10 protein-coding genes are annotated in these 15,126 nt (G+C 38.5%); 1 reads left to right on the top strand and 9 read right to left on the bottom strand.

The window, feature by feature from the left end; genetic code table 11:
- Window positions 1-2: 2 nt before the first annotated feature.
- Window positions 3-1,283: a hypothetical protein gene (locus KCTC52924_RS04125; RefSeq protein ID WP_251807043.1), complete on the top strand. Its 1,281-nt coding sequence runs from the start codon at window positions 3-5 to the stop codon at window positions 1,281-1,283.
- Window positions 1,284-1,420: 137 nt separating this feature from the next.
- On the opposite strand, the gene KCTC52924_RS04120 is transcribed toward KCTC52924_RS04125, so the two are convergent.
- From KCTC52924_RS04120 to KCTC52924_RS04080, 9 genes are all read right to left on the bottom strand, one after another.
- Window positions 1,421-3,646, bottom strand: a complete 2,226-nt coding sequence (locus tag KCTC52924_RS04120; protein ID WP_251807045.1) for a c-type cytochrome — start codon at window positions 3,644-3,646, stop codon at window positions 1,421-1,423.
- A gap of 410 nt (window positions 3,647-4,056) precedes the next feature.
- Window positions 4,057-4,695 (bottom strand): response regulator transcription factor, encoded by a 639-nt coding sequence (locus KCTC52924_RS04115; protein ID WP_251807047.1) that lies wholly within the window; start codon window positions 4,693-4,695, stop codon window positions 4,057-4,059.
- A gap of 3 nt (window positions 4,696-4,698) precedes the next feature.
- The gene (locus KCTC52924_RS04110) at window positions 4,699-5,421 is read right to left on the bottom strand and encodes a sensor histidine kinase KdpD (protein WP_251807049.1); all 723 of its coding nucleotides are present in this window, start codon (window positions 5,419-5,421) and stop codon (window positions 4,699-4,701) included.
- A gap of 86 nt (window positions 5,422-5,507) precedes the next feature.
- Entirely contained in the window at window positions 5,508-8,288 is a 2,781-nt protein-coding gene (locus tag KCTC52924_RS04105; protein ID WP_251807050.1) for a PAS domain-containing hybrid sensor histidine kinase/response regulator, read from the bottom strand.
- 33 nt (window positions 8,289-8,321) lie between these two features.
- Entirely contained in the window at window positions 8,322-9,743 is a 1,422-nt protein-coding gene (locus KCTC52924_RS04100) for a hypothetical protein (RefSeq protein ID WP_251807051.1), read from the bottom strand.
- Between the two features lie 11 nt (window positions 9,744-9,754).
- Entirely contained in the window at window positions 9,755-12,559 is a 2,805-nt protein-coding gene (locus KCTC52924_RS04095; RefSeq protein WP_251807052.1) for a hypothetical protein, read from the bottom strand.
- An 8-nt stretch (window positions 12,560-12,567) separates the two neighbouring features.
- Window positions 12,568-13,353 (bottom strand): hypothetical protein, encoded by a 786-nt coding sequence (locus KCTC52924_RS04090; protein WP_251807053.1) that lies wholly within the window; start codon window positions 13,351-13,353, stop codon window positions 12,568-12,570.
- A gap of 83 nt (window positions 13,354-13,436) precedes the next feature.
- Window positions 13,437-13,976, bottom strand: coding sequence for a peptidoglycan-binding protein LysM (locus KCTC52924_RS04085; protein ID WP_251807054.1), 540 nt, complete (start codon window positions 13,974-13,976; stop codon window positions 13,437-13,439).
- A gap of 521 nt (window positions 13,977-14,497) precedes the next feature.
- Window positions 14,498-15,049, bottom strand: coding sequence for a peptidoglycan-binding protein LysM (locus KCTC52924_RS04080; protein ID WP_251807055.1), 552 nt, complete (start codon window positions 15,047-15,049; stop codon window positions 14,498-14,500).
- Window positions 15,050-15,126 lie beyond the last annotated feature (77 nt).

The raw sequence follows: 15,126 nt of genomic DNA, 5'->3' as shown, positions 1-15,126 counted from the left end.
TCATGAAAATGAACAATTTTATACGAAATAAATACCCTGGCATAGTTCTATGTAGCTTGATGCTACTATTTTCCTGCTCTAAAGAGGACGGTCAGGACAAAGAACCCGATACGAAGGAAAAATCACAATTGGTAATCATAGCTTCATCCACGGAAACTACCATAGGCAAAGAAATTACCTTTGAAGTTACTGCCGATGCCGAAGCCATAGATGCCGATATCTATATCAATGACAATAAGATAAGCGGCACTACGCACACTTTTGAAGAAGCCGCCACTTATACCGCTGTAGCTAAAAAAGAAGGCTACACAGATAGTGAAAATAGCACTATTGTTGTCAAAGAACTACAATACCAGACGGATGTTTATGTAGCTGGATATGACCAAGTCGGCAGTAAGACTGTTGCCAAATACTGGAAAAATGGTACGCCCGTAACATTGAGCGATGGAAGTCAAAATGCAATAGCCCATTCTATAGTCGTGGATAATGGAGATGTTTACGTAGCGGGAACTGACAATGACGGTACAGGCAGCCTTGCCGTATACTGGAAAAACGGTACTCGGGTCACGATGACTACTTCCAGTGAATACCCAATGGCATATGGACGGTCTATAGCAGTAGATAATGGGGATGTATATGTATCTGGAGAACAAAAGAATCTTTCAAACAATGTTGCTACATACTGGAAAAATGGTACGCCCGTAAAGCTTGCAGAGGGTGGTAGAGCAAACGGTATAGTCGTGGATGGTGGTGATGCTCATGTAATCGGGAGTGGATATACACATCCGAACTATATTGCCAAACACTGGAAAAATAGTACCCGTATCACGCTTACTAATGGAGATCAAAATAGCATAGCAACTGCTGTAACAGTGGATAATGGCGATGTTTATGTGGCCGGACATGCATTTGCTGATTACGGATATTCGATTCCGTATAGCAGTGCCAAATACTGGAAAAATGGTACGCCCGTAACGCTTGGTGAAAATGCACTGCCCACTGGTATAGCAGTAGATAACGGTGATGTATATGTATCGGCAAAAGACTATAGCAATAATAAAAACTACGCTAAATATTGGAAAAATGATACGCCAGTAGTCCTTACTGATGGACGTTATACCGCAGAAGCAAACGCTATAACAGTGGATAATGGTGATGTGTATGTAGCCGGAGTTGATAATTCGAAGGCCGTTTATTGGAAAAATGGTACGCCCGTTACGCTTGAGTCGAACTGGTGGGCAAAGGCCACTTCTATAGTTGTGATCAAAACACCAGTGGAGTAAGCAAGGCACCTCTCACTGACAGTTGATGGTATACACCTATTTGCCCGACCGAATGCGCTTTTTCGCTACGGCCGGGTTTTGGTTTAATGAGCTTTTGGGAATGATTTTATTTTTAAAGAATGCAAAAAAGCCATCTGCTATTTCAATAATTCTTTCAACGTCCAGGAATTGCTTTTGTCGGGGTTTTTGGCGCGGATATCCCTAACTTCATCTTCATGGACCATGGTAGTATCGTTCATGGAACGAATATAAGTGGCCACATTGCCAATCCAATCATCATCATTAGAGCCCATAGGGAGCATAATCCCATAATCCTTTCCGTCTACAGGTCCTGTGAGTCCATTTAAAAGAATTTTCACTAGCACTTCCTTATCGCCCATAACTCGTGGCGAACCAATTAAGGAAGGTGCAATCAGGGAATTTTCTCCATTGGGGACCCCTTTTAGATCTGAGCCATGGCAGGTTACACAGCTCTGTTTATAAATGTCATAGCCGTCCAAAGCCCTCCATTTATGACCATTGTTTTTATTGGCCAGCCTATGCTTCAATTTTGATAAATCTGAATCTTTTGCTTTTAAGCCTAATGCCACAGAAGCAGCTACCAGCTCATTATCCCCGTATTGTTCTGAGATAGAACCTAAGAGATCGGAGCCTTCAGTACTGTTGGAATAACGGATACTCAATGCTAATTGATTTACGACATCTATGTTAGTATCTGATTGCAATTTGGTTAAGGCCTGCATTATGTCAATATCGTCCTTCTTCAAAAATTCCTCACTTAGCCTTATAGCTGTAATACGGACTCTAGGGTCGGCATCGTTTAACTTTTCAAGAATAAGGGACTTATCTACCACACCTAGTCCTTCCAAAGTCCATAGTGCATGCACCCTTTCACGCGGATAGTCCTTATCTCCAAAGTTTTTAGTCCAAAAAGATTCATTATTCCTTGCTATTTCCTTCAATTTGGGCACAACCCCCATATCTCCTTTTAATATGATCAGTTTTTGGGCTGTATTCCTATACCATCCGTTGGGATGTCCCAAATAATCTACTAACTCCTTTGCGGATTTATCCAAGAGATGGGGTTTCCCATCTGGTTTAATCTCTTCATGGATAATACGATATATCCGACCTCTTCCAATGTTCTTGTCCAGACCTTTGCGAAGAATAACGGGTCTTAAGTGACTCCCTTCCCGTGTCCAGTTGCCCTCTTGGATTATCCCTCGGTACATATCCACAATATAAAGACTCCCATCTGGTCCTGTTTGGGCCTGTACTGGTCTAAAGTTTAAATCTGTGGAAGCTAAAAACTCGGCCTCGTCGTAGGCATTGTACAACACTTTTTTTCCGTTCTCATTTTTAATCTTTGCCCTACGGATCAACCTACCTACTGGTTCCGGAATAAATAGATCGCCATAAGTAGATGGGGGTAATTTATCGCCTCTAAAAATTTCTTGTCCGGCAACCCCTGTAAATTTATTTAGGGTGCCATCCTCTTTCAATCTTAATTCTGCACCACCCTGTACATCGGGGGTGCCAACAATGGGCCATGGTTCCATGAAACCTTCTGAAATTTGTCCTTCTAGGTCCACTTGTCCGTAAATTGCCGGAACTTGAAAACCGTATGCCGCAGTTTCTCCGCCTGCAGAGGAATAATACATATTGCCTAAATCGTCTTGGGTTAACCCCCACTGTCCACTGGATCCATCTATTAAGGAATCTACTTGTATCCCATCCTTATTAAATCTGAAACGCAATGGGTTATAGGTTGTATAAACCCAATTGTCTAAATTCCAGATTAAGCCACTTTGTTGGTGCTCAAGGTTACCACCCCTTCGTTTTGGATTTTCATAAACCCTAATTTTTTCATCGGCTACACCGTCGTTATTCGTATCCCTATAGCTCCATAGATCATAGGAATAAGTTTCATTCACTATAAGTCGGTCATCCAAGGGTAAAATCATCCTAGGCAGTAATAGGCTATCGATAAACACGGTGCTCCTGTCCATTTTTCCATCCCCATCCAAATCTACCAGAAGTTTTATCTGACTAATAGGTTCGTCTTCGCCAATGGCATCTACATTTTGCATATAGGTGCTCATTTCCGCCACATACATCTTGCCATCGCCATCCCAGGCTATAGCTACAGGTTCATTAATCATGGGTTCACTAGCCACCAATTCTATCTTGTATCCTTCGGGCAGATAGAATGTTTTTAGACTTTCTTCAGGAGAAAGAAAATCAGATGGAGCTTCCCTTATAATTTCTGGTTTTACATAAATTTTATCCTTGTATTCCTTTTGGCCACAACTTGCAATGACCAAAAGAAGCAAGATTGCTTTTAATCCGCTTGTATTCAACATATTACTATTTAGGTATTTTGGTTGAATCAAATTTAACTTTTAATTCCGATTCAGTTTCCAATGCTTGCGAATTAATTGCCTTGTTTTTTGATACTCTTTGAGAATTAGGTGCTTATCGAATTATGTGGAATTGTTGTAGTTGAATAAAAGGGTTGTCGATCTAAAGAGGAGGAGTTCTACTTTTCCCGCAACTACAATGAATTAAGGAATCAAGCTCTAAATGCTTTTATTTTAGCAGTGAAGTATTCTGCGGATGCATTTGTGCTATTATTGCTAAAGCTGTTGCGAATAGATCCGTTTAGGAAAGGCAACTTTAATATCGGTGATATTGCTAAATATCAAATTTGGGGTAATTTCTAATAGGGGGAAAGGAGCGTTTTAAGCAAGAGATAGGGTATTATTCTTTTTTTTTAACTATAAACCCTCATGACGGCAATAAGTTCTGGAACTGACTGAATATTTAGCTTTTCAAATATTCTATTTTTATAGGTGCTTACCGTTGAAACGTGGAGATTTAACTGGTTGGAGAGCTCTTTTAATGTAAGCCCTTCAATTAATTTATTTGCCACCTCTAATTCCCGATTAGACAACGCTTCTATAGAGGACGAGTCGTCCTGTTTGTTTAGCGTGTTGGAAAACATAAGTTCTTTCATGTCCTCACTTAAATAGCGGCCTTTTTGTAGCATGGCAGAAAGAGCCTCATCTATTTTTTCTTTAGAAGAAAACTTTTGCAAGAAACCATCAGCCCCCATTTTCAGGTAGCGCAGGGCATAGATACTTTCGTCTTGAGCAGAAAAAATAAGAATTTTTATTTTGGGTTGTCTTATTTTAATAAGGTCCATTGCCTGTTGTAAAGTGCCATTTGGCATGTTTACGTCTAGGATAACAAGGTCAAAATTTTCCTCAGTGATGCGGGAGGATAGGGATTTGTAATCCTCAACCTCAGATATAATAGCGAGCGGGTTTAGCTGTTTTAAAATCAGCACCAATCCCATGCGCACAATTTCATGATCATCCGCAACTAATATGCGAGCGTCAGTATGCATCATATTTTATTTTTCAATTCGGGGCAGGAAAACAGCGATTTTAGTTCCTACATTTTCCGTAAGAACAACCTCAATTTTTCCATGGAGCAAGGATACGAAATTTTTTGCAATTTTCAAGCTCAATCCCGCGCCAATTTCGCCTTTAGTCCCTTGAAAAACTGGACTTTGAAATGTAAAGAGCGACTCACGGGTCTCTTCGGTCATTCCTAAACCATGATCAGTTATAGATAAAATAATTGTATTATTCACTTCAACTGCTTCAAATTGGACCGCTTCATTGGGCTGTGAATACTTAATAGCATTGTCAATAAGCTTTTTTAAAATGAATAAAAGCAGTAATTCATCATTGTGAAGAACCAGACTTTCATCTCCTTTAAATTGCAAATCTATATTCTTATCCCCTAGTTTTTCCTCAAATTCTTTCCGAAGTTGGATAAACAGATCTAAAACAAAAATTTTTGACTTTTTAGGTTCAAAGCCATTCATTTGAGTTTTTATCCATTCACTAGTGTCGGTAATGGTTTGAAGATTTTTTTGGGCATCTTGCTTTATTCGCGGCAGCAGTTTAAAAAAATCATCCTTACTCATTACGCCACTTTCAAGGGCTTCGATGATCCATAACAGACTACCAAAAGCTTCCTTATGGTCGTGGGTAATCAATGAAATCCAATCTTTCTTAAGGTTGTTCTCTTCTTGTAATCGTTCAATTTCTGTAGTGAGATTTTTCATATCCGTCATCATTATTTATTATACCTAATTTTTTCAATTGCTTTCAGCCTTGTTCCAATACATTTGGAGGAAAAATGATGTCGGGCTTAATTACTGATATCAGTCTTGGTGACTCCTAACCATTTAATAAGCATATTACTCAAAGTTTGCATTAAAAGCGGTTTGGAAAGAAAATCGGTCATTCCGGCTTGAATGCACCTTTCTTTTTCTCCAGGCATGCTACCAGAGGTAAGCGCAATAATGGGTACTTCTATCTGCGCTTCAGAAGCTCTTATTTGTCGTGTAGCCTCTAAACCGTTCATTTTAGGCATTTGTACATCCATAAAAACGATGTCTGGTTTATCTTGAATATATTTTTCTACTGCTTCTTCTCCATCTACTGCTTCAATAACAATGGCATTAGGGATAAGTTTTCGTAAAAATAACTTTGTTAATTGCATATTTATCTCATTATCGTCCGCTACTAAAATTTTTAGATCAAGAGAAGGGGGCGCCGATATTACTTCTTTTTCTGGAATTTTTATTTTCCCTGCCACAAGATTTTTAAGCCCAGATAACATCTGGTACATCTGTTTCATCCGGATTGGTTTTACGAGCCTGCTTTCAATTTCCAATTCATCGCAGGCGATTTGAAGCTGGTTGTCATCAGAAGAGCTGTAAAGTATTATAAAAGGTTGTTCATTGGTTTGTGAAGATTCTGACAGTCCCTTAATTTTTCGTATGGTTTCAATGCCATCCATTACTGGCATATGATAATCCATAATAATCACATCAAATTCAGGATGATCCATCATTATCAACAAAGCTTTTAGGCCGCTATCGGCTTCCTCCACTTCAATGTTTTTGATTTCCAGCATCCGTCTTAGGATTTTTCGGTTGTTCTCATTGTCATCAACAATCAGTACTTTTTTAATGTCCTCAAGGTTGTTTCCAATTTCTTCATTCTCTACTTTACACTCATAATCAAAGTAGAAATTACTCCCTTTTCCTTGTTCGCTTTCTAGCAGTAACTTACTGCTTCCTAAGGCTAAAAGTTTATTGGTAATTGACAATCCCAGTCCGGTTCCCCCAAATTTTTTGGTGATACTGCTGTCCTCTTGCCAAAATGCATTGAATATCTCATCCTGTTTGTCCTTGTGAATCCCAATACCCGTATCACTAACGCCAAAACGCAAACACATTCTGCCGTTGCCGTAATCCTCTAAAATTGATGCATACAATTTAATTTCTCCCTTATCGGTAAATTTTAAGGCGTTGCCCAAAAGATTTACAAAGATCTGTTTTAGTCGCATAGCATCTGCCCAGATATATTGTGGAATGTTATGGTCTATGTCTATCAACATTTCCAAACCTTTTTTATTCATACCGAAGGAAACAATATTGAAGGCTTCTGAGATTACCTCTTCCACTTCTACCTTGTCTATTTCCAATTTCATTTTATTGCTTTCAATTTTGGAAAAATCGAGGATATTGTTAATGATACTGTACAATGTAGCTCCTGATTGGTTAATGATCTCTAAATATTGCTTCTGCGTCTCATCTAGTTCGGTGGCCAGGGCAAGCTCTGTAAAACCAATAATCCCATTTAGGGGAGTGCGGAGTTCGTGACTCATATGCGCTATAAATTGCGACTTTATTTTTAAAGCTTCTTCGGCTTCCTCCTTGGCCTGCGTAAGTTCTTCGTTCAATTTATTTCGCTCCGTGATATCTATGACATTTGTTAAAACTCGATTATTTCCTTCAGAATCTTCATCAAGAGTACTCATAAAATACCAAATGGCCTTTTCTCCCGATTTTTTAATAATATTCATTTCCCCTGAAGCATGGCCGTATTTCTCTACGGCAGCTATATACTCTTTAATTTCGTTATAGGTTTCAGGAGCCACTATATCAAAAAGAGAGGTCTGCTTCATTTCTTCCCTTGTATATCCCGCAGCTGCCAAGCCAGCTGGATTTACGTCTATAAAATTGCCTTTCAAATCAGAAATACTTAAAATACCTTCTACATTGTCGAACAAATTGCGGAATTTTGCTTCACTTTTCATGAGCAATTGCTCTTTTTTCACAAACTCCGTAACATCACGACCAATGGTGAAAATAAGTTTTGTGACCATGTCAGGGGTACTAGTCCATTCTATCCATTTAATCCCTCCATCTTTGGTTTTGTAGCGATTGGTGAAATTAATAACCGATTGGCCTTTCATAAGGTTCTGCATTACCCTAACAGTTTTTTTTACGTCATCTTTAAGAATAAACTGTGTAAATGGAGATGCTAATAATTCTTTATTGGACCATCCCAAAGTTTTGGAAAATGAAGGATTTAGTTTTATAAAGCAGCCTTCAAAGGTGACAATTCCGATTAAGTCATTAGAGAGCTCAAATAAATTATCATGCTTCGCTAAAAGGTATTCCTTTTCCTTACTAATAACCCATCTGCATATCTGCTTTATGGATTTTTCCAGGAAGTTATTCTCAAATTCCGTTAAATCTCTTTCTTTATCATCAATAATATTTAAACTGCCCAAGATTAATCCGTTGACATCTAAAATAGGGAGACACTTATAAAACTTCACCTCAAATTTATCTGCGGGATGAGGTGATAAATTTAATAGGTTGTCTTTCCTTTCTATATTGAGTTTAAGAGCAGCAGTCAACGGCCATATTTTTTCGATGGAAGCGTCATTAGTGGCAACCACAAAAACTTCATTTCCCTCAAAGAAGGTGATGGTACATAAGGGTGCGCCAATCATTTCTGAAACCGCAAAAATCAGGTAATCAAAAACATCGGAGTAACGTTCGTTAAGGGCGTTTAGCCTACTGATGGGTCGATTTTTCGTGGGACTATTATTAGGAGTATCTGTTGACATTTTCTAAATTTAATAAAGGGTACATACATCGCCTTAAAGGGCCGTAAAACTGTAAATTACATTTATAGAATAGGTGCCTTTTTCCTTTCCTATCAAAGACTGGGCAGCATTGGGAGATATGGAATATTTTATATCCAAATTTCTATCGAGAACAGCAGGGCTGGTATTTATAATCTCTTGAGAGTTGGTGGACAGAGCCACAACTGGTAAACCGCCAACTACGCCCACCTGTAAAATACTTGATGGTATATCGGATTGAACGCCAGACTTGTTAAAGAAGGGTGCATCGGATTTCACGTATAACTCATAATTTTCGTTATTCGATAGCTTGAGTTGATTTGAGATTACTTTTGATTGCCCTTGTTGGTAATGCACAGAAGTATTGAAATCAAAGGTTACCGTTAGTTTTGAAAGATCAATGCTTATTTCAGAAAGAGGTGAAACTTTAAAGGTAACATCAGTATTATGAAGATCAGAAAAATGATTGTCCGTACTTTTTGCGTCTAAATTTAATTGAAATATATAGTTCCCTGCTTCAAAAAAATGAGTTTTAAAATCGGTGTCTGAAATAGAAAATTGAAGGTCGAAATTGTGTTTGTTCCCTGTTACTACGCCAAAAGGATTGTTAAGCGTACGGTTATTCCAACTGTCAGATAGAGCTGCCGTTGCGATTTTTGGCTGCGAGCTACTTAATTTTATTAGAGAAATTGCTAGTGGTGTACTTACGCCTTTCGAAGATGTAAATTGAATGGTTGAAGCATTAGACTTGGCCCAAAGGTTAAAGTTTACTGTATTCGAAATTTCCGCTGGGCCTATAGCATCAAAAGTTTTGACCAATCCGTTACGATAGACAGCTAAAGAGGAAATTTCGTGATATTTAGTTGGGGTGTTTGACATCCAATTAATGGGAGAAGATGTTTGGGGAATAACAATAATCACTTCGAAAGAGTTGGGAGAGAAATAATTCGCATAATTGTGGGTGATAGTTAGTGAATATTCCCCTGGTTGAAAGGTGTTGTTCGCAAAAGCTGTAGCAGGGATTATAAACTTGAAAACAATATTTCCACCCGTATACTTGGATCCTTTGTTTTTGGGTTCAAACCATGTTTTATCGCTTGTAGAAAAAGATTGGAAGCCGGGTATTCTGTCGTCATTATGGTCTAAAGGGGATGCCCCTCCAATAGTTTGAAGTTGCCATTGCAATACTGAAGTGGGAAGCATAGCGCTAGTAACAGTTTTGTGTTTAAACACACTTTCTAGCGACTTGACTGTCGGGGACCAATTCTCCCACTTGTTATTGTTTCCAGTATGCATTACGACGCGATCAATGGAAAATTCAGTTTTATTGACAATATTGCTGGCTGGAACCACTATTCTAACATCCTGTGCTATGGCCGTCGCTAATGTTACAAGTAGCATAATTACTCCTAAAATATATCTTGTATAAGGTCCCATATTTCCCAAATTTAAAACTTTTTCACCTTTATTTCAGTGTCTTTCTTCTTGTACTCAAACAGCAAGCTTTCAGTGTAATCCGTATTTTTCACCACTATGGTTTGTTTAGGGTTGATGTAGCTGTACTTGTCATTTTCAATATAGATGTCGTATTTCCCATCCTTCAGGAAAAACTCGAACTCACTATTTTGGTTTACAACAGCAGTATGCACAAGTCCCTCTTCGCTTTTGGCATACACTACAATGCCAGTAACCGTAGTTTCCTTAAAATCATAAACCTGCCTTATTTCGGTTAATTTTCCAGTTACCCTTATGTTTTTTACCAATCCCACTTTTAGATTTACATTTCTGCTCACCATAATCATGGGGTCCATCATTAATCTAGCGCCAGCACTTTGGTTTACCTCTAATTTATAAGTGCCTTGGGGTACATTCTGAAAGGTAAGCTTTCCATTTTTATCGGTCAAGGCCACATATTTGTCCAGTTTCACCACTTCGTTGGCCAAGACACGCTCTCCAGAATCCAGTAGTCCATTAAAATTTGCATCTTCAAATAGCTGTAAACTCACTTTATGATTGCCCATAGAAGTGGCTACGGTAAAGTATTTTTTTACGCCTACCCTAAATTGATAATTGTATCCGCTGTACCCATAAGATTGAATGGACTCATAATCGGAATAATTAAAATATCCTGTAGTAGACCAATTTGTGGAGATCTTGTATTCTAAATTCCCGGATATATTTTTACTCAAATTTTGATACAACTCGGAATAATTGGCGCCTGCAGATACCGACCCTGAAAGAGAACCGCTTAAGACCTGGAAATTATAGGAGGAATAGAGGTTGTAATTAACAAATTCCTGATCCGTATTGTAGTAAGAGTTGAAATCATTTACAGTAGTTGGGTTCCACTGTGCAGTTCCATTTAACGAAAACCCATTAAACCTATAAGACAAGGTGGCTCTAAGGCTGTTAAACCAATCTACACTGCTGTCTTCTTTGGAATTAGAGTATTCTGCGGAAATATTAATTCCATGATCCCCAAAAGTGGTTCCAATATTGGTATGGAGCCTATAGGACAATAGTCCACGAGCCATAAGATTGTTTTCGCTTTTTTGCTGTTCAATTTGTGGTGAAAACAAAAAGTTCCAATTCTGGACAGAGAATTGATATCCCAGTTTCACGGCCTCTGTGCTATGAAAGTATTTGGGGTAGCTTGCGAAACCTCCCGGTTGATTTTGCGACTGTTGATTGCTTAAGTATTCGGGTTCCACTTGGGAGCTCTGATACAGTAAAAACGCCCGCTTGCTACCAGAAAATTCACGGCCAATCCTTTGGTTAAAAAAGTAGGACCCCCTGCTTAACCCCGCATAGCTTTTAGTGGCATAGGAATTTAAAGATTGAAAATTCCAGTTTCCAATGCTAGTGTCATAATTCAACTCCGCAGTAGCGCCTGTATTTTCGTCCTTGTTTAGTATCCCTTTTTCTTGGCTCAATCCCGCTTCAACCCTAAAATTGTGCTGCTCACTAAGCGAAAAAGAAGAGGCTAGGTTAGCTACCTGGGTGTCTATGGAAAGTCTAGGATCATGTTCAAAAATATAGGATAGCTTCCCATTAAAGGCTTTTGGATTGCCAAAGCTGTATTTTGCTCCAGCCATTTTAGCCCCTTCGGTTTGCGGAAAATAGGTGCCGTAAAGGCTGTAATTGTTTTCTAATGCTAGGACTTCTACCTCACTGTGGGCCCCTAGCGCGGTCGCTATTTTTCCGCCTCTACCGGAAACGGAAAAGTCATAATCGCTGCCTTGCACATTTCCAATCCTCACTACAGCTGTTTTGTGTTCCAATTCTAGCCAAGTATCATAGAGATTGTAGAGTCCATCTTGTGGATAATAATCTGTATTTAGGTTAAACCGACCATAAAGGTTTTCCGTTGCTGCGAATTCCGTATTTCCTCTTAGTTGCAGATAGTTAAACCCAGAACTATTTTGGTTGTAATTTATTTCTGCGAAGTTATTTCCTCTAACAGCGTCCATTCCTCTTGCAATTTGCCGGTTAGAGGATAACACCACTAGTTGGATATGGCTGCTACCCACGTTTTTATTGTCCATTAAATCGGTGGCATTTACTTGAATATTGTAGTCTGGGAAAAGGACATTTTGTTTACGGGGTGCGACTTTAATCTCCACCATACGTTTTTCCAAACCTTCTAAAGATATCGTTTGTTGTTTTGGTGTAATCTCCAAACCCTCAGGAAGGGATTGAAAATCTAACCTTATGCTTCGTTTGGAATAGCCTCTGTTCTGTACGAATAGTAGTATGGACGATTCCGGGAGTGCAGGATTTAGGTGGTTTTCTCTCGAAAACGGATAAATAGCAATAGATCGGTCGTCCTCTTTTTTGATGTTGAAAGAAGTTGCTACGTTTTTGGAAGTAGTAGAGGAGGTGTAGGAAAAAGAAAACGCTACCTTATTAGAGGACATTTTCATAAAATCTAAATTGGCAATAAATTTTAGAGGCAAGCGTTTTTCTTCTCCAGGAGTCAAGCTGAAAGTTGCCTTTGGATAAAAGAGTAAGCCAGGATATTTTTCTTGTGGGGCTAAATCCTGAACTGTTATTTCCGAGGAGCCTGTGTTTTTTACTACAAAGAAATTTATAAAGGTAGCGCCCTTAACAATGGCTACGCTATCGACTTCAAAATAAGCCTCAATTTCCCTAGAGTCTTGACCGTATATAAACGAGAGATTTAGAAGAACAATGACCAAGAAGGGGGTTGTTTTCCTATAAATAGTTGTCGCTATAGGGGTTTGGGGGTTCAATGTATGCTTTAGAAGCTAAAGGATTTTTCACCCACGCGCAAATCACTAGTCCCTGCCATTTTAATGATGGTTACGCCAAGATAATTCCCAGAAATAGCCTCTGGTAAGGTAAATTGGACCATTTGATGGCTTTGAGGCATCATGGAAATAGATATGGGCTTTAATTTTATTTCTTCGCCCGTTTCGGTATTAATAAGCTCAAATTCTACGGTAGCATCGTTTATAACGTTACCATCATTGGTGATGCTTATGGCTGCTTTTTTACTGGCTGCAGCTGTAATCTCCTCAATATTGGTGATTTCTAGGCTTTTTAAGTTGTTACTTGGAGGCGTATAGTACACATGTAAGCCAAACTCAAACAAAGTAACTATTCCTAGTCCAGTACTACTAGAGGTTGCTTTATCTTCTTGCGTAGGTAGCTGAGTGAAAAACAACATACTATTGGTTACTTCAGTTGTGGATGCATCTTCTGGAACCTGCATAGTAACTAGCACTTCCATAGTCGCGCCAGCAGGAACACTAACGTTGTTCTCCAAAGTAGATATCCATGAAGAATTTGAATGGTCTAAAGTATTTGGCTTAAAATAGACTTTATTCCCATCTGCTTCTCTTTTCCAATCCATGTAATTTACAGAAAGCACATAATCCTTGTTAGAACTGTTGTGTAAGGTGACTAGCTCTGTAACGGTTTCTCCTGGATTTCCAGTAAAAAACAAACGGGTGGGAGACATAGACACGCCCTGTGCAGAAACCGAACCAACTATCAAAACGAAAAGAAGAAAGAAATTGCGCATAATCTTAAAGGATTTTAATGAAAAAGATTCCCACAATTACAGTAAATATGTAACTCTGGGAATTTTTAAATATTAAGTCTATATTATATTGCTGTCGCAGTATATGTTACCGTTTGGGTATAAGTGCCAGGTTTTTTTCCTAAGATTGTTGTTGCAGCGTCGGTTCCAAGAATTTCATAATCTAAATTCAAGACCACTTCACTTCCCAAAGAAGCACCTGTAACCAAAGCTTGATCACTGTTAGATAAATTCACATTTACCTGATTTCCATCCATTTCTCCCCCAGTAGCTGGTTTAATCCATAGGACACCTACTGGAATTTCCTCTGTTCCGTTTTTAAAGTTTAGGCCATCAGCTTTTACATTAATATTAAAACTTTCGGTTGAGGTAACGATTAAACTATTAGGCTTTTCTATTGTTTGAGTAGTATTATAAGATGCTGCAGTAAGGTATTTGAAGTCAACTGATTCTGTACCACTTCCAAGATCGATAGAAATCACATCAGCTAACTGAATATTTACTGTAGCAGTAGCCTCGTCTGTGGCATTTTGTGCCATTACATTGTTAGTTCCAAATACAATTGCTCCAAGAGCTAGGGTTGCGGTGATAATTTGTTTTTTCATGATATTTTGATTTAGGGGTTTTTAACTTTTAATTGTCGGTTGTTATTATTCGACACTGCAAAGATAAGGTTGGTATTCAGTTTTCCTTGTAGTAGATGTTGTAATGTCGTGTAGCAAAATAACTACAGGCAAAGGATGCAGATATAATTTAATGGTGTCCTTATCTGCTGTTTAAACGTGCCGTTTTCAAATGTGACCTCAATGTTGCTGTAGCTGACTAGGGCGCATATTTAATTTGTGTTGCCCTTTCTTATAATGTATCCCAAGCTCTGTACTACCTAGTGATATACTAATGGGTAATCTAATAGAAAAGTGGAAGGATTAGTTCGGTATAGAAAGCTGCCATTCGCTAAAGCCGATGAAAACGATCTTGATAAAAATGAAAAAAACTGTCGATCGGCAAAATGGTCACTTTGGATGTTTTTTCTGATGTTATGATTTGTGTCAAATAAAAAGGATTCCCAAAGTTACAGTAACCGCAACCAAGGGAATCCCTAAATTTATCGTTTGTGCTGTAGTGCTTAATTAGCCGTTGCAGTATATGTTACAGTTGTTGTATACTTACCAGAAGGTTTTCCTAAAATGTCCGAAGAAGAGGATTTAGCTAATGGAATAAAGTAATCTAAATTCAAAGTAACAGCACTTCCAACAGGCGCCGCTGAAACCAAAGTTTGATCTGTAGTTGATAAATTCACGTCTGCTGGAGTTCCACCCATGCTACCACCAGTAACTGGCTTAATAGTAAGAACATTTACAGGGATAAAGGCAGTAGTTATCGTTGCATGTTCAAAGGTGGCCTTATCCGCCTTAACCTCAATGTCAAAAGCCTTTGTAGAAGTAACAATTAAACTATTTGCCTTACTTACTGTTTGGTCTTGGTTGTAAGAGGCTGCTGTTGGGTAGTTGAAGTCAACAACTTCGGTACCTGATGCAACATCAATAGAAATTACATCCTCAAGGGTGATGTTGACTGTTGTTGTAGCATTGTCTGTGGCATTTTGTGCCTGTACATTGTTAGTTCCTAATAAAATTGCTCCAAGAGCTAAAGTTGCGGTGATAATTTGTTTTTTCATGATTTTGGGTTTATTAGTATTTATTAATTTTTTGTTGTCTTTTTCTTTGTTTGGACACTACAAAGGTAGGCAGGAGG

The organism is Arenibacter antarcticus (assembly GCF_041320605.1).
Classification (GTDB): Bacteria; Bacteroidota; Bacteroidia; order Flavobacteriales; family Flavobacteriaceae; genus Arenibacter; species Arenibacter antarcticus.
The sequence above is the reverse complement of the archived record's forward strand: the minus strand, read 5'-3'. Positions and strand labels throughout refer to the sequence as shown.